Origin of the sequence: Rhizobium sp. 11_C7_N12_5 (genome assembly GCF_051811145.1) — a bacterium.
Taxonomy (GTDB): Bacteria; Pseudomonadota; Alphaproteobacteria; order Rhizobiales; family Rhizobiaceae; genus Rhizobium; species Rhizobium lusitanum.
In genome coordinates, this window is the sequence record NZ_JBPWPY010000001.1 from 1,269,666 (window position 1) to 1,289,203 (window position 19,538).

Annotated in this window: 21 protein-coding genes and 1 tRNA gene; 20 read left to right on the forward strand and 2 right to left on the reverse strand. The window is 57.6% G+C overall.

Annotated elements, in window-relative coordinates; genetic code table 11:
- Positions 1-185: 185 nt before the first annotated feature.
- Both AB8B29_RS06320 and AB8B29_RS06325 read right to left on the reverse strand, forming a co-directional pair.
- Positions 186-491 (reverse strand): hypothetical protein, encoded by a 306-nt coding sequence (locus AB8B29_RS06320; RefSeq protein WP_439006287.1) that lies wholly within the window; start codon positions 489-491, stop codon positions 186-188.
- A 209-nt stretch (positions 492-700) separates the two neighbouring features.
- The gene (locus tag AB8B29_RS06325; RefSeq protein WP_439006289.1) at positions 701-958 is read right to left on the reverse strand and encodes a hypothetical protein; all 258 of its coding nucleotides are present in this window, start codon (positions 956-958) and stop codon (positions 701-703) included.
- A gap of 521 nt (positions 959-1,479) precedes the next feature.
- Between AB8B29_RS06325 and AB8B29_RS06330 the strand changes: the two genes are divergently transcribed.
- From AB8B29_RS06330 to AB8B29_RS06425, 20 genes are all read left to right on the forward strand, one after another.
- A complete protein-coding gene (locus tag AB8B29_RS06330) occupies positions 1,480-2,202 on the forward strand; it encodes a hypothetical protein (RefSeq protein WP_439006290.1) in 723 nt (240 codons plus the stop codon).
- A 155-nt stretch (positions 2,203-2,357) separates the two neighbouring features.
- On the forward strand, positions 2,358-3,275 hold the full coding sequence (locus AB8B29_RS06335) for a S1 family peptidase (protein ID WP_439006291.1): 918 nt from the start codon (positions 2,358-2,360) through the stop codon (positions 3,273-3,275).
- A gap of 386 nt (positions 3,276-3,661) precedes the next feature.
- A complete protein-coding gene (locus AB8B29_RS06340; protein WP_439006293.1) occupies positions 3,662-5,221 on the forward strand; it encodes an ATP-binding protein in 1,560 nt (519 codons plus the stop codon).
- Between the two features lie 165 nt (positions 5,222-5,386).
- Complete coding sequence (locus tag AB8B29_RS06345; RefSeq protein ID WP_439006675.1) at positions 5,387-5,929, forward strand: DUF192 domain-containing protein; 543 nt, start codon at positions 5,387-5,389, stop codon at positions 5,927-5,929.
- A 153-nt stretch (positions 5,930-6,082) separates the two neighbouring features.
- A tRNA-Pro gene (locus tag AB8B29_RS06350) sits at positions 6,083-6,159 on the forward strand.
- Between the two features lie 89 nt (positions 6,160-6,248).
- Positions 6,249-7,811, forward strand: coding sequence for a site-specific integrase (locus AB8B29_RS06355; RefSeq protein ID WP_439006294.1), 1,563 nt, complete (start codon positions 6,249-6,251; stop codon positions 7,809-7,811).
- 12 nt (positions 7,812-7,823) lie between these two features.
- The gene (locus tag AB8B29_RS06360; RefSeq protein WP_439006295.1) at positions 7,824-8,405 is read left to right on the forward strand and encodes a hypothetical protein; all 582 of its coding nucleotides are present in this window, start codon (positions 7,824-7,826) and stop codon (positions 8,403-8,405) included.
- Positions 8,406-8,488: 83 nt separating this feature from the next.
- Positions 8,489-9,709, forward strand: a complete 1,221-nt coding sequence (locus AB8B29_RS06365) for a phage portal protein (RefSeq protein WP_439006296.1) — start codon at positions 8,489-8,491, stop codon at positions 9,707-9,709.
- A complete protein-coding gene (locus tag AB8B29_RS06370) occupies positions 9,706-9,906 on the forward strand; it encodes a hypothetical protein (RefSeq protein WP_439006297.1) in 201 nt (66 codons plus the stop codon). Before AB8B29_RS06365 ends, AB8B29_RS06370 begins: the two co-directional genes overlap by 4 nt.
- Positions 9,903-10,319, forward strand: coding sequence for a gene transfer agent family protein (locus AB8B29_RS06375; RefSeq protein WP_439006299.1), 417 nt, complete (start codon positions 9,903-9,905; stop codon positions 10,317-10,319). Before AB8B29_RS06370 ends, AB8B29_RS06375 begins: the two co-directional genes overlap by 4 nt.
- Positions 10,316-11,851 (forward strand): phage major capsid protein, encoded by a 1,536-nt coding sequence (locus tag AB8B29_RS06380; protein ID WP_439006300.1) that lies wholly within the window; start codon positions 10,316-10,318, stop codon positions 11,849-11,851. Before AB8B29_RS06375 ends, AB8B29_RS06380 begins: the two co-directional genes overlap by 4 nt.
- 60 nt (positions 11,852-11,911) lie before the next feature.
- On the forward strand, positions 11,912-12,478 hold the full coding sequence (locus AB8B29_RS06385) for a hypothetical protein (RefSeq protein WP_439006301.1): 567 nt from the start codon (positions 11,912-11,914) through the stop codon (positions 12,476-12,478).
- On the forward strand, positions 12,475-12,828 hold the full coding sequence (locus tag AB8B29_RS06390; protein ID WP_439006302.1) for an HNH endonuclease: 354 nt from the start codon (positions 12,475-12,477) through the stop codon (positions 12,826-12,828). Before AB8B29_RS06385 ends, AB8B29_RS06390 begins: the two co-directional genes overlap by 4 nt.
- 478 nt (positions 12,829-13,306) lie before the next feature.
- Entirely contained in the window at positions 13,307-13,609 is a 303-nt protein-coding gene (locus AB8B29_RS06395; protein WP_439006303.1) for a head-tail connector protein, read from the forward strand.
- Positions 13,581-14,018, forward strand: a complete 438-nt coding sequence (locus AB8B29_RS06400) for an HK97-gp10 family putative phage morphogenesis protein (RefSeq protein ID WP_439006304.1) — start codon at positions 13,581-13,583, stop codon at positions 14,016-14,018. Before AB8B29_RS06395 ends, AB8B29_RS06400 begins: the two co-directional genes overlap by 29 nt.
- Complete coding sequence (locus tag AB8B29_RS06405; protein ID WP_439006306.1) at positions 14,018-14,431, forward strand: DUF3168 domain-containing protein; 414 nt, start codon at positions 14,018-14,020, stop codon at positions 14,429-14,431. The genes AB8B29_RS06400 and AB8B29_RS06405 overlap by 1 nt, the downstream gene beginning before the upstream one ends.
- The gene (locus AB8B29_RS06410; protein ID WP_439006307.1) at positions 14,431-14,748 is read left to right on the forward strand and encodes a phage head closure protein; all 318 of its coding nucleotides are present in this window, start codon (positions 14,431-14,433) and stop codon (positions 14,746-14,748) included. Before AB8B29_RS06405 ends, AB8B29_RS06410 begins: the two co-directional genes overlap by 1 nt.
- 113 nt (positions 14,749-14,861) lie before the next feature.
- Complete coding sequence (locus AB8B29_RS06415; RefSeq protein ID WP_439006308.1) at positions 14,862-15,143, forward strand: P27 family phage terminase small subunit; 282 nt, start codon at positions 14,862-14,864, stop codon at positions 15,141-15,143.
- The gene (locus tag AB8B29_RS06420; protein WP_439006309.1) at positions 15,140-16,777 is read left to right on the forward strand and encodes a terminase large subunit; all 1,638 of its coding nucleotides are present in this window, start codon (positions 15,140-15,142) and stop codon (positions 16,775-16,777) included. Before AB8B29_RS06415 ends, AB8B29_RS06420 begins: the two co-directional genes overlap by 4 nt.
- Positions 16,778-16,788: 11 nt before the next feature.
- Positions 16,789-19,509 (forward strand): phage tail tape measure protein, encoded by a 2,721-nt coding sequence (locus tag AB8B29_RS06425; protein ID WP_439006310.1) that lies wholly within the window; start codon positions 16,789-16,791, stop codon positions 19,507-19,509.
- Positions 19,510-19,538: the final 29 nt, after the last annotated feature.

Genomic DNA, 19,538 nt, shown 5'->3' on the forward strand with positions numbered 1-19,538 from the left:
AACTGGCGAAACGAACAACGCCGGCAGCCCTTGCAGTGTAACGCTTGGCGAAAGGCAAGACGGTGAAGCATGCTCGGGATATCCGAGCTGCCACATAGGCAATTCTTGCCTTCAACTGGCTCCGCGAGCTTTGCTCCGAACGCACGCGGCTCTTCTTGCTCTCCTCTGGGGCGGGGAAGCCGATATCAGCCGACGATACGACGGATTAGTCGGACAATTCCGATGATCAACAGGAAGGCAATGAGAGCGGAGCAGCCCGAATACAGAGCGAAGGCGGGCGCGTCGATGCCCGCAGCGCTCATGTTGGACCATGCGATGTAATAGCGGCCGGCCGCACACAAGATGGCGAAGCCAATCGGATAAATGATTCTCGGTGCGGCCGCAGCCATGCCGCCGACGAGCACAAGCATCATGATGAAAGTGGGATCGTGCAGTGACCCAAGGAAGTTGCCAAGCAGGCTTGCAGCAATGTGAAAGGGGAAGGGGAGCATGGCGGCCTCACCGTGATTCTACACGATGAGTTGACCACACCGGAGCACGTCGGCAAAGGCCTACGCCGCCTCTAGCTCGGCCGAGATCGCGTCATAGGCCTCGAGGTCGATGATCGAGCACATCTGTTTGATGCGGTTGATCCGCTAGTCGCAAGAGTTGACAAAGCAATTCGTCGACATTCGCGGTAATCAAGATCGCCCGCTCGGGGTCACCGTCTCTGACGATCACCGGGAATTTTCAATGCATCGATCAGCCGGTGCACCTTTTCGGTTGCATAGACGATGTCCTCTCGGGGCAAATGCACCGTGATTTCGATCTCCTGCCATCGACCACCATGATCTTTGGCGTAGCTGACCGCGGCGCTTAGGGATTTGAATTCCACTGCAGGAGCGTCGGCAATCCAGAACTGCACGGTGCAATCCGCTTCGGCATAGTCTGCAAGAACTTTGATTGGATCTAGGGCCATAGGCAGAGAATTATACCGTTACTGGCCGATTGGCTATGGCGGCCGAAACGCCAACGATTGCGGCGCAGCGAATCGCGAAGGCGAGGGCGCCGATCGTTACGACAATCCCGGCGGCCGTGCGGGGTGCTCGGCTGCGCCCGTGGCTACTGCCGTGCTTTCACGCACAACAGCGTCCCCGGCATCTTTTGCGACCTTCCGCGCGCCTGTGGGCGGCTCTGTCGGTTTGCCGGTGGAGCCGGCACTTAGTTCGTCAGGCATAGCGACCTCCTTCTTGCGACTGGAGGGAAACTCAAGCGGGCGAGGGAAGTTCCAGGGAGGCAGGTTGCAAGCTTGGTTGGCATCCCGGCGCCGTGCGAGCAGCAAGCGAACTCGAGATATCGAAATCAGCTCCGGTGGGTGGGTTTCATGCCTTTAACCTGCTTCGCTCTCGTTGCACCGGCACCGCGCGGGCTCCGCTTTCTTTCCCTCCGGGGCAGCGGTAAGAGAGTCAGATGCGCAGCGCTACATAGGGGCGGGGACATATGAAAATCACCATTGTTGCGGTGCTGGCGTGGCTGTTCGAGTTAGTTGGAGCGGGGGCTGCCGACGAATATGGCATGCGGAGCGCTGCGGCCGCCGAGTGGCAGGCCACATGGGCATTTTTGGCGATGATCGTTTCCTTAGGATCGCTGGGAGTAAGCGGTGTAGCGCTATATTTCCTATTCAAAAGCTTGCAGCAGACGCGATCGGCTCTCGATGTGACGCAAAGCCTCGGGCAAGCTCAGGCGCGAGCGTACATCGAAGCAAGCGACGTGCAGTTTAGCGATGACACCGGTTGCATTCTGGTGACCTGCAAAAACTCGGGCCAGACCCCGAGCCCATTTGTCGCGATAGGGCTGGAGGCTGTTTCGACGACCAAGGTAAACATGGATCATGCCCTTAAAGGCAGGGCGGAGACGCCTCTCGAAAAGAGTTGGGCTGCGCTGGGGGCTGGGGGTGAGTTTACGGCAAAACTGACGCCGAGAACGGGTCAAAGCAGCGTCCAGGATTGGTTCCGAATGCCGGCCATCAAGGACCAAAGAATGCTGGTTTACGGCATGATCATCTATAGCGATGTATTCAATCAGTATTTCAAAACGGAGTTTGCTTTCTTCACGCATCGAGGCGTGAAAAGCGACAAATTCCTTCGCCCGCACGGATTTCATCTGGCCTACAAGGAGCTCACCTCAGAGGAATATAACCGCTGGCTGGGCAAGGACGTCTGATCAGGCACGTCCTCAAACTCGGCCGATGTTTCCTCATAGGCCTGTGGTTTTTCTCGCTCTACAGCGGGCGGACGAAGAGAAAAAGCGCCTCTCCGGTTACAACGGTTCACGGTTGTGCTACGTCAAACTGCCTGCATGAAGGGAAAGGTAGCCAAGTGTCGCTTTCGATCGCCGAAAACCTGCTCTATACCACCGTCAAACTAACCAGCTTGTCAGATGGGTCTCCCGTATCTACAGGCACCGGATTCTTTATGTACTTTCAGCAGGGTGATAATCGTGATTTTCTGACCCTGATAACGAACAAGCACGTCGTCGAGGGTGCAAGTGAAGTAGTGGCGGTCTGTCACATCGCCGCCGGCGACGCACCTTCAGGCCAATTCATCGCGATCGCGATACCTATTAATCAATACACCGTTGTAGGCCACCCTTCCAGCGAAGTTGACTTGTGCGCACTGAACTTTGCTCCGATCATTATGAACGCACAACAGAGGGGCCTCTCGCTCTTCTTCCGTCCGCTAAACAAAGCTGACATCCCGATCGGAGAGGAATGGGATTATTTCGACGCTATTGAAGATGTGACGATGATCGGGTGTCCCAACGGAATTTCAGATGAGACCAATAATCTGCCGATTGTCCGTCGAGGTATAACGGCCACTGCGCTCTCAAAAAGATATAATGGCAGCGATCAATTCATGGTCGACATGGCCTGCTTTCCAGGGTCATCCGGTTCACCAATTTTTCTCTACGACAGGCATGGGTATTTTGATCGGAAGGCTAACACTTACTTCTTCAAATCCAGGTTAAAGTTAGTAGGCGTTCTTTTCGCCGGTCCACAGGTGACAAATGATGGCACACTGGTGCTGGCGCAAGCTCCACGGATCGCTGTCCAATCCATGATGCACTTGGGCAACGCATTGCGCTCAACCGCCATTCTGGATCTCGAACAGGAGATGATGAAGCTGGATGAGCTGGCTCGCTTAGAGGAGGCCGCGCACGTCCGGACATCTGGTGGCGCAGCCATCAGCGCCGAAAATTACGCCGTATCGTCTAGCTCGTCCGCGATCTCGTCATAGGCGCTCAGATCGACGATCGAGCGCATCTGGTCAATCCGGTTGATCCTTACTTGCACGTGTTTGCGCGTGATCCACCGCAGCACAATGTTCTCAGCAACCGGTCTGAGCGCCACTCGTCTGTCGGGCTGCTGTCACTCTGTTGCGGCGAGGTCAGCCTTACGAAGGGAAGGCAATCCTATGTGGGCTGTCAAAGGAAGGCGTGCTTGTTGAGGTAGAGGAGCATGACCCGATCTGGCGAGCGGTGGCGAAGTTCGTTCGAGCGGCGTGATTGTGGGCGAACTAATAGCCGCCTTTTTTGTTCTATCGAAGCCTGATAAGGTACTTTGAAACTATCCAGATGCGCAACATGAAGGGTGTCGACCCTGGGTCGACATACTATATATGGTATGATGCGACCGCCCATTCAGCTTGATTTGCCGTTCGATGCCATATTTAGCCCGAATGAAAACCCGGCCCTATGGTCTCCTCGAGAGATATGGGTAAAGCTCAACCAGCGGATGATGTCGTCTTTTGGTGAAGATCGCCGCCTCGACTACAAGCAGTCGAGGCGGATCAGCACTGACGACTATGCGACGTTTTTATCGATGTTCTCGAATACTCCTGAAGGGGGCGTCATCGTTTACGGAGCGGATAGCAAGGGAAACGCTATAGGCTTCAAGGATATTAGCCACGCCGTAATTAACGAGCTCGAAAGAGCGCATACGACGCATTGTCCACTGGCAAAGCCTGAATTCAAAAGAATTCCCGTCGTCGTTGATGGAAAGCCTGATATTGTTGTTGCAATCTATGTCCCGTACATCGGCCGGCTGGTGGAAACCAACAAAGACGAAGCGTTCACCCGTTACGGCGACAGTAAGCACAAGATGAGCGATGAGGAAAAGCGAGATTTTCGCTCAACGCGGCAGGAATCATCTTTCGAGCTTGACTTGGCACCATACAAGTTTCCTGACGATTTTGATTTGAGAATAATTCAAGATTTCTGTGACGCCTACCGATCCAAGGAAGGGCAGCAGACTTGGAAAAATGAAGAGGTTTTGCTTGATCGCCACCTTCTCATACTGAAGGATGGCGTATTCGTTCCAACGAACGCGCTGGTTTTGTTAGCTGCGAAGGACCCTCGCAAAACCATACCCGGTTGTCGAGTACGAGTGCAGCGCTTTGTTTCGGATTCTGAAGGTATCGGAAGCAGTTACAGTCCGATCCGGGACAAATTCATTGAAGGCAATGTGGTTCGTATCATTGAGGGCAGCTCGGAGGTGATCAAGGAGCTGAACTATGATGTGACTTGGCTAAACTCAGAAGGTAAGTTTGTCACCACGCCAGAATATCCGCACTGGGCGTGGCTCGAAGCACTCGTGAACGCATGTGTGCATCGTTCTTATAGCTTTAGCGGGTCCGAGATCACCGTAAAATTCTTTCCATCTCGGCTCGAAGTTGAGAGCCCTGGCGGGTTTGTTCCTCCAGTGAATGAGACCACAATCTACCACACGAGGGCTGCAAGGAACGCTCACTTTATGGATGCCATGCGGATACTAGGATATGTTCGCATGGCCCGCGAGGGTACTCGCCGAATTAGAGAAAGTATGAAGGAATATGGCCTACCTGAGCCTAAGTTCCAGCAGGAAGTAGTGCATGGGGTGGTCGTTCGGGTTGTGCTGGAGAACGACCAAAAATCTCGGCAGCGTGCAACTGACGCAGATGTGGCGGCGCATTTCGGGGTGCAGACATGGAAAATGCTACAGGATCACGAGATTAAAATTGCCGCGTACACCTTCCGGAATGGTCAGATCCAGGTCTCAGAGGCTCAAAGGCTGACAGGAAGGACGTGGGCCACAAGCAAGAAGGACCTTGAAAGGTTAGTTCGATCGGGTGTGCTTGAATTCAAGCCTGGCGCTTACACTCGTGATCCGAGCGCTCACTACGTTCTAAAGAGGGCTGCTGAGTAGCTGCTCGGTCTATGTCTAGAAAACTTGAGTGGAGGCTCTGAGGCGAATTTGGATAGGGCGCGGCGGCAACGGCAAGACGCGAAACCAAGTCTCCAATGGCCTTAGCTCAGGTCGACATGCAAGACTATGGCGGACATAATAACCAAGATGGCAACTTACTTGAATATGGTTTGTTTTATGGTATATTTTACAAAGGCTAGCAAAAACAAAGTATTAGCAGCCATAAAAAGCGCCGTCGTGGCGCTTTTTCTCGTTGGAGCTGCCGCTCCTTCCTCCTCCGCAGCGCAGACGACAAGCCAGCAGTCGATGGCATTCGATTCTGAGCCGCTGACGATCACATCGGCTGGTGGCAAGACGCATAAGCTCACCGTGGAACTGGCCCTGACGCCGCCGCAGCTGGAATTCGGACTCATGTATCGTGACAGGATGCCCGTCGATCACGGCATGCTGTTCGATTTCGGCACGTCGCGGCCCGTCATGATGTGGATGAAGAACACCAAGCTGGCGCTGGACATGCTTTTCCTGGACAAGACCGGCGTCGTTACCCACATTCAGGAGGACGCCGTGCCTTATTCCGAGGCGATCATCGATTCCAATGGGCCGGTTGCCTACGTCATCGAGCTGAATGGTGGAATTGTCAAAAAGCTCGGCCTTGCCGTCGGCGACAAGGCGACGAGCGCCACCATTTCGGCAAAACTGAACAAATAGGTTTTCACCAGGAAGAACTGCCCGGCACGATTTTAGCTGTTGCAGCGTGCAGACGAACCGTGTATCTCCGCACTCGTTCCGCTGGACGGGTGTCAGGCGGTGCAACGTGATCCCTGCGGAAACGCAATATTCCAAGGGATCATGCTTGAGGTACGGAGTGTAGCGCAGTCTGGTAGCGCATCTGGTTTGGGACCAGAGGGTCGGGAGTTCGAATCTCTCCACTCCGACCAATGTTTTCCCCTGGAAACGCTGGCAACGCTGATTCCTATAGGGTTTCGCCCGGTCTACTGTTACAAACCTCGTAACAAAAGAGACTGGAATGGCAGGCAAAACGAAATACCTTCTCAACCGCGACGGACGCTATTTCGCCCGCATCGTGATCCCCAAAGACCTTCGGGCTTTCCTCGACAAAAAGACTGAACTTCGCACGCCGCTCGGGCCTGACCGTCGATCCGCGCTTGCGCAGTTGGAAATGGCTGTTGCCGATATGAAGCGCGAACTCGCCGTTGCGGAGCGCCGTGCGAAAGTGGCTAGTGGCGAAGCCATCACACCAGGTCGCTATCCATTGTCGCCGGACGAGATAGCCGTTCGCGATTACAATTCGCGTATGGCATTCGATATTGAGCTTCGGAACGCCGGGCCGGGATGGGTGAGCGTCGGGATCGATGACCTTCGCGTTAAGCTGCTTCGCGATGGCCTGGCCGGCCGCTTGAATGACGATACCCTTGAAACGCTCATCGGCGCGCGGGTTGAGCGCTATCGATTGCTAGGCAACACCACGGCCACGAGGGGCACGGACGACTGGCGACAGGTCGCACGCGCGCTTTGCATGTCCGAACTGGAATCCCTCGCTCGCGTGGCAGAGCGTGACGAAGGCGACTTTACCGGCAAGCCGGAAAACCCCGTTCTGTTGCAGGCAGAAGCTGACCCGATTGACGATGAGCTTTCGACAACGGAATTCAACAATCTGACATTCGAAGCCGTCATTCAGGAAAAGGAGCGGCTGACCGCCATGGGCTTAGGCGGCAATAAGAAATCCGCCTCGACCCTGCAGAAGTATCGCGGGACCGTCTACGATTTCGAACAGCATCGCCGCAGCAAGAAAATCGCGACCGTCACCCTTGAGGACGGCGAGGCATGGCGCAACACTATGCTTGAGGCCGGCAAGCTCTCTCGCAAGACGATTAAGGACAAACTGGCGACAATCCGGGCGATTCTCGGTTGGGGGCAAGAGCAATGCCGCGGAAAGCTGTTTCCGACCACACCCAAGGGAACACCATTCGACTTTCTCGAATTACCGGTAGGCGAGGCAACGGACAGTGCTGACCGCACCTATTCCCTCAAGGATGCCCGGCATCTTCTTACTTCAGCTCGCACCGCCTCCCGTGCAAGCAATCGTTGGATACCGTGGATTATTGCCCATACCGGCGCACGGGTAAATGAAATTACGCCGTTGGAGAAGGCAGATGTTTTCGAGCTTGAGGGCCATTGGTTCATTCATATTCGCGTCGGCAAGGGCAGAGATACGAAGACCCACAAGGGGCGGAAGGTGCCCGTGCATCGGGCGCTCATCAATGAAGGCTTCATTGAATGGGTGAAACTCCAGCTTGACGGGAAGCTCTTTCCGGGTGGGAAGAACGAAGACCAGCGCATTCGCGAATGGATCAGGGAAAAGGTCTTCCCAAATCGTGAGGATATGCCACCGCCAAATCACGGCTTCCGGCATCTTTTCGAAGACGCGCTATTTGTCGGGGTTAGCCATAAGGCAGCACTCTATATCACTGGCCGCTCTTCAGGTTCATCGGCGGATGACTACGGCGGTAGCGATTTGCGGCTGATCGAAATCGCTGCTCAGATGGATAAGGTTCGAAGTATCATCTAACTGGAGTGGAACTTGAAAAATCCATACTGGCACGACTACGACAAGCCGCACCCTATCGACTTCGACGCGATACGAGAGTTCTGCTTTGATGCGTATTCAATTATTGCAGCAAGCCACGCGATGGCCGGCGCGCAGGGTGAAGAGGTAGGTGGCACCCTTCATGAGTATTTTTGGCGCACGGCCGAACCGAGACTTTCGCGCTGCTTCCTCGATATCGCAATCCGCATGAGGACTTTTGAAGACGCATTGCAGGAAGACGAAAAAGCAGAATTCGAAAAACTCATTGCGGAACATGCAGGCGACGGAGAGCTAGGTTCGTTCGGATGGGAAGATAAATCAGATCGCATCGATCTAACCTTCCGTGAGGCATGCAACAAAATCATTCACGCGGGAGATTTCCGGCCTACCTATGACAACGGCTCCCAGGATCGCGACGAAGATTTTGCTTGGGGGATGACGGGCACAATAGAGTTGATGGGAGCGCTAGGCAAACGCCAATGGGATGTGTGGCTTACCGCCGAAGAGTTCCTTTCAACGTGTCTCGAAGTGGCTAATCATTTTGAACCTCTGCCCGCAGAAGAGGAAAATAAATAGGAATATTTTCTTAATATGGGATTCACAAGCGATTCCTGATATGAGAGAATCCGCCTCAAGTTGAATTGAGGACGGATTACCTGTTGTTACAGAATATCAAGAAGGCGGCTATGAAGCCGCTGACCAGCCTTATCGAGCAGAAGGCATATTCTCTCTTAGATGGACGGATTTCTGAACTATTCGGCATCAGACATACTTACTCTGGCGTAAATCGCGAGGGCCAATCAGCGCTTTACGTCCCGGCTGTTCTTCAGGCCGTCCGGTTGATCTCCGAAACTATTGGCTCGCTTCCTTGCAAGGTCTTTCGTGAGAGCGCCGCCGGCAAGCTACCGGCCAAGGATCATTCCACCTATCGCATCGTCCATAAGCGAGCGAACGAATGGACCGGCGCGGGCGAGCTTCGCACGATACTGACCGCCGACGCCCTCATGCACGGCAATGGCTATGCGAAGGTTGTTCGCTTTGGAGACGGTAGGCCTTTCGAGCTTCACCGCCTGAAGCACGGCAAGGTTACGGTCCTTGAGGACGAATTGACCGGCGCACCTGTCTATCGCGTATCGGAAAAGACCGGCACCCGCGATTATCCGCATACCGAAATCCTGCATATTCAATCTTTCCTCGGCACCTCGCCCCTTGCATTCGGCAAGGAAGGTATCGGCCTCGCCGCGATCCTTGAGCGCCACGGTGCGCAGTTCTTCGGTTCCGGTGCGCGCCCGTCCGCTGTGATTTCCAACGACAAGCCGCAGGGTGGCGAAGCCGGCGCGCAGACGATTTCCAACATCAGGAAGTCCTACGCCGATTTTCAGAAGAACGGCGGCGCTCTTTTTATGGACGCAGGCTGGAAGTTCGATCAGCCGACCATGACCTCGACCGATGCGCAGTTCCTTGAAAACCGCGTGTTCCAGCTCGGCGAAATCGCCCGCATCTTTGGCGTTCCTCCGCACCTTATTTTTAACCTTGAGCGAGCCACCTGGGGAAATGCTGAGACCATGGGAGCGAGCTTCCTTCAGCTTTGCCTTCGTCCATGGCTAGACCGTTGGCAGGATGCCATGACGACGGTCCTTCTCAGCGAGGACGAACAGGACGACCATTATTTCGAGTTTGTCACCGACGACCTCATGCGCGCCGATGCGGCGAGTCGCACCGCGAACATGACCGCTCTCGTGACCAACCGGATCATGACCCCGAACGAGGTTAGGGCAATTCTCAACATGCCGCCGCTTCCCGGTGGCGACGAACTCACCAATCCGCACACGACTAGCAACGCCGCGCCCGCACCGGCCCCGGCGAAGGAGAACGCATGAGCGAAAACATTTCTGTCCAGATTTCCGGCACACCGGAAGCAATTGCCCGCTTATTTGTCGAACTGACGCGATTGGAGCCAAAGGCAGAGCCTTGGTGGAAGTTCGAAACGCCTTGGTTCGAGCGTCACGGAAAGCTCACCCCGGACGAAGCTGCCGACCTTGAGGCCAGCACCTACAGCAAGCGGAACCGCGCATGATCGAACATCACGCTTTCTTCGGCGACGGCGAAAAGGTCTTCGCCTTCCCGACCCGCGAACTCATTGAGGAACTTGAGCGCACGACCGGCAACGGTATCGGTGCACTGTTCCGGCGATTCCGCACGTCGGAGTATTCGTTCGCCGAAATCATCCATGTGCTTCGCCTTGGCTTGATCGGTGGCGGAACCGTCCCGGCCGAAGCTGACCAGCTTGTTGCGATCTACTGTATCGGCCGCCCTATGGCCGAGACCTTCGGCGTGGCAGATGGCGTGATAACAGCGCTCTTCTTCGGCAACGCCGAACCGGAGCCCGAGGACGACTTTGACTCTCCCTTGGGCGAAATTCGACAGGCCGCCGCCTCCGGCGATCTCTCTGCAGCGATCAACGCCGCCTATGAGGGCGTTGCCGAATGACCGACCGTCTCGAAATCAAGGCCGCGCTCACGGTTGACGACGCCGGCACCATCACCGGCATTGCATGGCCCTTCGGCTCGCCGGATCGCGTCGGCGACGTGATCGAGAAGGGAGCCATCGCCTCGCCGGAAGTGCTGCCGATGCTGTTCGCCCATGATCAGGCACAGGTTATCGGCGTTTGGGATGAAATCAGCGAGACGCCGGACGGCCTGACCGTCAAGGGTCGCTTGCTCGTGGATGACGTTGAGCGCGCCCGCGAAGTCCGCGCCATGATCCGCACGAAGGCTGTTTCCGGCCTGTCCATCGGCTTCCGCACGAAGGCCAGCAAGCCCCGCCAGCGCGGGCGCACGATTACCGCTCTCGACCTCCACGAAATCTCAGTTGTCGCCGTTCCGAGCCATCCGGGCGCGCAAATCACCAGCATCAAGGCCGCCGATGGCACGGCAGACCACAAGGAACCCATCTTGGAAAACGAAGCAGAAATTGAAGTGAAGAACGACCCTGTAATCTCGCCGGAAGACCTAAAGGCTCTCAAGGCCGACGTCGCGACCATCAAGGCGAAGCTCAACCGCCCAACGGCAGCGAACACCAACAATCCGGCCGCCGCCAACGACAACGGCGTCGAACAGAAGGCTTTCGCTGACTATCTCCGAAGTGGTGAAGTTGACCGCAAGGCCCTGACCATCGCCAACGACGCGCCCGGCTATGTCCTCGCGCCGGAAGAAACCAGCGGCGAATTCATCCGCAACCTTGTCGAATTCTCGCCGGTTCGCGGCATTGTCGATGTTCGCTCGACCGGCTCGCATACCATCATCCTGCCGAAGCGCCTGACCGTCACGAACGCCAAGTGGAAGGGCGAAGCCGTCGCTTCCGAAGCATCCGAACCGACGTTCGATCAGATGGAATTTTCCGTCAAGGAAATGACCACGCACGTCGATGTCGGCAACTGGCTTATCGAAGACGCCAGCCATGATGTTGAAGCCGAAATCCGCCTCGCACTCGCTGAAGATTTCGGCGCGAAGGAAGGCTTCGCTTTCGTCAACGGTAGCGCCGCAGTCGAGCCGAAGGGCTTCATGCAGGAAGCAGCCATCACGAACAGCCTGAACGGGCACGCGACAAACCTTTCCGCAGATGCTCTTATCAAGCTCATGTATTCCCTGCCGGGCGTCTACCGGAACCGGGGAACGTGGGCCATGAACGGCACCACGCTCGCCGTCATCCGCACTCTGAAGGACGGAAACGGCAACTATCTGTGGCAGCCGTCTTATCAGGCAGGCCAGCCCGAAACGATCCTCGGCCGCCCGGTGGTCGAACTGATCGATATGCCGGACGTTGCCGCTAACGCCTTCCCGATCATCTTCGGCGACTTCAAGGCCGGCTATCGCATCTATGACCGTATCGAACTTCAGGTCCGACCGAACCCGTATTTGCTCGCGACTGAAGGCGTGATCCGCTTCCATGCTCGCCGTCGTGTCGGCGCTGGCGTGGTCCGCACCGATGTCTTCCGCAAGCTGAAGATGGCGACGGCCTAAGCTATGACCTTTCAGCGGCCCGCATATGAACAGGTGACGATTGCGCACGGTGGCAACATCGTGACGCTTCGCCCTTCTTTGCGGGCCGCTGCCACCCTTGAAGCGTGTCACGGCTTCCCGGCACTGTTCCGGGCGCTGGACGACATGAACCTCACCATCATTTCCGAAATCATCCTGACGGCTTCGTCACCGCAGGATGCGGCGGCCTGCTTGGCTGGCATACCCGGCAGGCCGCTCTTTCCCTTTTTCATGGCTGTTCGCCAACCGCTGGGCAATCTCGTTTCCATGTTGATGCCGGCACCCGACCCGGAGGCAAAGCGCACGATCAGCACCGGCAAGCCGATGCCGTGGGCCGAAGTGTATTCCATGCTTTTCGATAGCGCGACGGGCTGGCTTGGCTGGACGCCGGAAACTGCATGGAACGCCACGCCGACCGAGATCACCCGCGCCATGTCCGCACACTTCGACCGTCTCGTGACCACGGGCGTTCTCGTGCGCGACGATAAGCGGCCCGCCAGGGAAGCCGACCCCGAACAAGCTGCACGCAACGAAGCCGAAGGCCTCGACCCGGAGTTTGACCGTGCCGGACTTCGCGCCCTCAAGGCCAAGATGGCAGGTGGCGCATGAGCAAGCCGCCCCGCATCTGTTCTTGCGGCTGCATCGTCGCACACGGCGTCATTTGCGAGTGCCAGCGTGCCCAGACCCGTGAGCGCAATGCACGCCATGATGCCCGCCGGCCGTCAGCATCCGCACGCGGATATAATGGCGAATGGCGCAAGGCCCGCCTCGACTACCTCGCCATGCATCCGCATTGCCGGGAGTGCAGTAGGAGCGGACTTACTTGCCTTGCTACCGTCGTGGATCACATCATTCTGCATCGTGGCGACAAGCGCCTCTTCTGGCACCGCGCCAACTGGCAGCCACTTTGCGAGCCCTGCCACAACTCTATCAAGCAGCGGCAGGAGCGAAGCCTTTGACAGCCGCAGAACGCGCCCGACAGATCGACAAGGAAGAATTCGAAGCAGAGTGCTCAGCCATCCGACGACGAGCCTTCGCGACGCTGATGCGCAAGCCCACTCGTGATCCCCGTGTAGAGCAATGGATCAAGCGAGGGTCGGAGCCCGCCGTCGCCAGCTTCAAGCCTCAAATGGCACCCAGAAACCAGTCGGTGTCACCGAACTTCCGACGCCCGGCAACGATGCACGAAGCCTTTGGAAGGGAGCAGAGCCTAGACCAATGGGCGCAAGAGTTTGGCATCCAACGCGGGACATTACGCACTCGCCTCAAGCTCGGCTGGACGCTCGAAACCGCGTTGCGAAAGCCTCCCGGCCAAACCGGCCGACGCGTTCACCTCCCCAGGCCGGGGGTGCCTTCCGACTTTGCCCCTTCGCGGGAGACCGGCGCATGGGGGACCGCGCAAGAGACGTCGAATATAACTTTTTCAGGAATTGACGCATGACGGCTGTTAGCCTCGACCTCGCCAAGGCTCATATGAAGGTGGACGGAACCGCCGAAGATGAGCTGATTTCCCTTTATCTTGAGGCCGCAGAGACGTGGTGCGGAAACTACATTGGGAAGCCCGTCGCCGATCTCGACTCCGTTCCGGCAGACGTGAAGATCGCGATTTTGAAGCTCGTTTCCTTCTATTTTGAGTGCCGAAATATCGCAACTTTTGGCCTGTCCATGCAGCTTGCACCGCATGGCGTGACCTTGATCCTCGATAGCTACCGTGAAAAGTGGTTCACCGATGGCGGGTAACGACGGCTTAGACGACCTCATGAAGGCGTTCGACCGGGCGAAGGCGGTGCCACGACAGCAGATCGTGAAGGCGCTCTTGGCTTCCGGCAACGAACTAGCCGACGCCCAGAAGCATCTTGCCCCGAAGGACACCCACGCGCTTGCGAACAGCATCGCCGTCACCGGCCCCGGCCAGTCCACGCCGCCTTACAGTCAGCCGGGCGGCTCTCGCGTGGCTGGCGAAACGGAAGTCATCGTGACAGCCGGCGATGCCGAAACGCGCTACGTGCACCTTGTCGAATACGGCACCAGCAGAACCGAGGCGCAACCGTTCTTTTGGCCGGCCCTTCGTCTTCTCCGCAAGCGCCTTCAGCAGCGAATTGACCGCGCCGGCCGTAAGGCCGTGCGAGACGCATGGAATAACAAGTGATGATCGAACCGACCCTTGCCCTTCAGACCGCCATTCGCGCCGCGCTTATTGCCTCACCGGCCGTCACCGCGCTCGTGCCTGCCGACCATATCCGTTCCGGCAGCACGCGGCCCGATAAGACGCCGGCCGTCATCATGTCCGACGGAAACACGGCGAACGGCGGCCACGACTACCGAAGCCAGCGCACGGCATGGGTTTACCTCGACCTTCACGTCTGGACCTTGGACGCCGGACAGGATGCCGCGAAGGAAATCGTCGGCACTGTGACCGCCGCCCTTGATAAGCCCTTGAATTTTGAGGGGTGTGAATGCGATCATTTCCGCGTCACCGCATCCCGGTTCCCGCGCGACCCTGACCCCGTTTATGGTCACGGCGTCCTATCGGTCGAAGCTCTCATTCGGTGGACGGTCTAATGCTCAATATCGGGAACCTGGATCGCCGGATCACCATCGAGCGCGAAACTGAAAATATGTCACCGTCCGGTGATGCACGAAAGGTTTGGACGCCGGTTGCAACTGTGTGGGCCGAAGTCCTTCAGCAGACGGCGAGTGAATTCTTCACCGGCTACGGCGAGGCTGAAACCGGCACCGTGATCTTCCGTGTCCGCTATCGCCCAGGCATCACGACGGCCGACCGTGTGACCTACGACGGCGTGCCTTACGGCCTGAAGGAAATCAAGGAACTCGGCAGGCGGGACGCGCTGGAGCTTCGCGGCGAGGCCCTGAAGTGACGCATACCCGTGGCGTAAAGCCGCCCATTTCCCGCGACAGCAACGCATTGACGAAGGCACCGGCAGCGCCGAAGCACCTTTCTCCGTATGCGCGCGCCGAATGGAAGCGGATTATGCCCAGCCTCATTGAGCGCGGCATTATTGTCCGCTCCGATCTCAGCGGCCTAGAGGAACTTTGCACCGTTCGCGGCTTGGCCCGCACCTATACCGAAGCCTTGAGCATGACGCCCCTCGACAAGGTAGTTTTCGGAATGTTGAACCGCGCCTTGCAGACTTCGCGGCAGCTTGCGGCCGAATATGGATTGTCGCCGGTTTCTCGCGCCCGTGTCGGCAGCGCAACCGGCGAAGACGACGACAGCGACAACCCGCTCATGGTCGGCAGGAACCGGGCATGAGCAAGAGCGCCTTTCCGCATTGGATTTATGACAGCTCGGAAATCCCGGATACGAACGGCGACGGTGAGCTTGCCGTGCAGTTCCTCCGCGCCTTGCGGCACCCGGCCAGCACCGCGCCGAAGCGCGCCTTTCAGCTTTACACGCCCTTCGAACGGATGACGAAGCGCATCTATGGGCCTCGCAACCCCGATGGCACCCGTGTTGTGAAGAAGGTTTTCTTGATGCTCGGCCGTGGCAACCGCAAGACCAGCCACGCCGCCGCATGGTCGCTTTTGCACCTGCTTGGCCCTGAAGCTGTCCCGGCCGGGCAAGTGATCTTTGCCGCTTGTGACCGCGAACAGGCCGGCATCGGCTTTCGCGAGGCCGCGAACATAGTCCGTATGGACCGCCGGCTTGTTGCTGCGACGAAAATCAATGACGCCTTTAATTCCGCGAAGCAGATCTTGAACCGCCGAAACGGCGCGACCCTCAAGGCAATTTCCAGCGACGGCAAGGCGCAGCACGGCACCACGCCGAATTTCATTCTTGTGGACGAAATTCACCAATGGAAGGGCCGCGACCTTTGGGAAGCTCTCGACTCCGGCACGACGAAGGTGGCCGACCCGCTCACCATCATCTGCACCACGGCCGGCCGTGGACAGGATAATCTCGGCTTCGAACAGTATGATTACGCCTACAAGGTCGCGATCGGCGAGATTGATGACCCGACCGTATTGCCGATCCTGTTCCAGCTTGAACCGGGCGACGACTGGCGCGACGAAGCGACATGGCCGAAGGCGAACCCCGGCCTTCCGCACGGGTTCCCCAATATCGTCGGCTTGCGCAATAAGTCGAAGGAAGCAGAGAACAGCCCGCCGGCCCGTTACCAGTTTCAGCAGTTGAACTTGAATATCTGGCAGGCCGCTTCCCGCGATCCGCTTTTCGACATGGCCCTTTATGACGCTGGCCGTGATCCGTATTTTGACCTTGCCGAGCTTGAGAGCTTGCCTTGCTGGCTCGGCGTAGACTTGTCACGATCCGGTGACTTGACTGCCATCGTAGCCGCGTTCCGGCATGACGATGGCAGGATTTCGCTTGCCCCGTGGTTCTTCCTGCCGTCCGAAGGCTTGGAGGACAAGGCTAAGCTTGAACAGGTTCCTTATCCCCGATGGCGTGACGATGGCCTGTTGAACGTCATTGACGGCCCGGTGATCGAACCCGACGTGATCGCGGATAACATCGTTGACCTTTGCGGCACCTACGACGTTCGCGAAGTCATTTTTGACCCCTCGCTTGCCGGCCCGCTCATGTCGAAGCTCATAAATCATGGCATCAACGTGCTTCAGCTTCCCCAGACTGCCAAGCACATGCACGGCCCGATTTGCGACCTTGAGCGCATCGTGAACGGCCGGCGCATCCGGCACGGCGCGCACCCGATCCTTCGCAATCACTTCGAAAGCGTCGTCGTGAAGCGCGCCACCAGTGCCAGCGAATTGACCACCATGCACAAGGGCACTCGCCATAGCAATCACATCGACGGCGCTATTGCGTCCGCACTCTCCGTCTTCCGGGCAGCGGCGAACGATAACCAGCGCTCGATTTTTGACTCCGACCCCGATGAATTTGACCGGCTTCGCGAAGACGATGCCGCATAAGGATTACTGCAATGGATGAAGGCCAACGCCTTTTAGTCACCTTCGAAGCCCGCCTGACGAAGTATGAGCGCGACCTTGAGCGTTCCAAGAACAAGAGCCGAACCAATTTCAAGGCTATCCAGAAGGATGCCGAAGAGGCCGGCTCCGGTATTGAAAAGGCCATGTCTAGCGCGCTCGGCACGCTCGGCAGCTTTGGCAAGGGTCTTGCCGGCGGCGTCGTCGGCGGGCTTGCCGTTGGCGGCATTGACGAGATTCTCGGCCGTGTGCGGGAGCTTTCCAAGGGGGTTGCTGAAGTTGGTGATCAAGCCAAGATGACCGGCATGAAGGCGAAGGACTTTCAGGAACTCGCCTATGTCGCCGAACAGAACCGTATTCCGGTTGACGCCCTTGCCGATGGCATGAAGGAGCTTTCTCTCCGCGCTGATGAGTGGATCAAGACTGGACAGGGCAGCGGCGCGGAGAGCTTTCAGCGTCTCGGCTATTCCGCGACAGAGCTTGCGAGGAAGCTTGAAGATCCGAAGGAACTCTTGCTCGATATCATCGACCGCACGCAGGAGCTTGACCGGGCCGCGCGCATCCGCGTCTTCGATGAGTTGTTCGGCGGCCAAGGTGGCGAAAAGTTCGTGCAGCTTATCGACCGTGGCAGGGAAGGCATCACCAAGACGATCAAGGAGGCGAACGATCTCGGCATCATCATGTCGGATCAGCTTATCCAGCGCGCCGACGAATTCAATCAGAAGTGGGACGCCATCGGCCGCACGATCAGCACGAACGTTAAGGAAGCCGTGCTCGGCCTTGCCTTCACCGCTGATAGCTTCCTCGACAGCTTCAACAAGGTCGAAGAGCAGGCGACCGGCAACGTTCAGAAGGCTCTCATTGCCAAGTATAAGGAGCTTGACGAGGCCAAGAGGAAGCTCGCCGAACTCCAGCAGGATCAGCTCGCTAACCCGGATGACCCCTTTGTCGCGCAAAACATCGAGCGCCAGCAACAGGCCGTCGCCGAGCTGACCAAGGAGGCGATGAAGCTCCGCGACGTGCTGGACCGCCGCAGCGGCTATTCCGATAATTTCGTCTACAAGACCGGTGAAGACGCGAAGGCAGCAACCCCGCAGATCAACGCCTTGAATGCCGCGCTTGCGAACACCGACACCAGCACCCGGAACGCCATCAATGCGATAACGAGCTATGCCGCTGCAATCCGCGCGCTCAAGGGCGAGGTTCCCGAACTGGCGAAGCAGCTTGCGGAATTGGACGCCAAGAGCAAGATCGAAGCCATTTACCAGAAGGCTGTTTCGATGGCGAACGGCCCGGCTGACGTTTACATGGCGCACGAAATCCGTGGCAAGGCACTGTCGGCGCTGAACCTAAAGAGTGCTACCGACGACCCCGAGACCTACCTTTCCTCAATTCTGTCAAAGGATAAGGGCGCGGGCAGCATCCTCGGCATGCAATCGAACTTCCGGCAAAAGCTTGCCAAGATGATCGCCAGCATGCCCGACGATCTGAAGGGCACTGTTAGTATCTACTCCGGCTTTCGCACTATTGCGGAACAGCAAAAGCTCTGGGCCGATGCTCTGCAAAAGTATGGTTCGCCGGCGGTCGCGCGCAAGCATGTCGCCCCACCCGGAAAGTCACAGCATAATTTCGGCAATGCCGCTGATGTCGGCTACGCGAATGACCGTTCTCGCGAATGGGTGCATCAAAACGCGGCCAGCTTTGGTCTTTCCTTTCCCGTGGCCGGTGAGAACTGGCACATCGAAGACACCGATGCACGAAACAAGCAGGACTTGGCTGAATTCGAAAAGCTCACCCAGGCGGCACAAAAGCAGTCTGAAGCCTACGCCCGCATCACCGGCCATGCCCGCGAATACGTCAACGAGCAGAAGACCGAGCAGCAAGCCCTTGGCATGACGGTAGAAAAGGCGAAGGCGCTCCGGTTTGAACAGGAAATGCTCGCCCAGGCACAGCGCGCCGGTATTCCGCTCACGGCGCAGAATCGGCAGGAGATTGCCCAGCTTGCGCAGGGGATGGCTTCGGCGGCCACTTCCTTCGAACAGTATCAGGACAAGCAGCAGCAGGCGCAGGAAACCGCTCACTTCTTCGGCCAGAGCCTCACCGATGCCCTGACCGGCGTTATCACCGGCACACAGACGGCACAACAGGCGTTGCAGAGCCTCTTGCAGACGCTCATCAAGGCGACCTTGCAAGCCGCGCTCATGGGCGAAGGGCCGCTAGCTAACCTCTTCGGCACCGCGCCGAAGAAGGACAGCACCGGCAATGGTGTCGGGTTCGGTGGGTTGCTCGGCGGATTGCTTGGCAAGATGTTCGGTTTTGCGGACGGTGGCTATACCGGTGACGGCGCGAAGCACGAGCCAAAGGGCATCGTGCACGGTGGCGAATTCGTCGTCACGAAGGAAGCAACCCGGCGGATCGGCGTGCGAAACCTCCAGCGGCTCAATGCTGTTCGTGGATACGCCGACGGTGGCTATGTCGGTGACGCGCCCGCTATCCGCACGCCTGACCTGAAGCCGGCGAATGGTAATGCTCCGGTGCAGCAAATCAGTATCACCGCCCCTGTCACGGTCAACGCTAGCGGCGGAACGCCCGAGCAGAACAACGATCTCGCCCAGAAGATGAGCAGGCAGATGGAAACGACCATGCGCTCGGTCGTAGCCGATGAACTGCGCCGCCAGACCCGGCCGGGCAACTATTTGAACCAGAGGAGCCGCTAAAAGACTCACGGAGATTCATAGCCGCGATT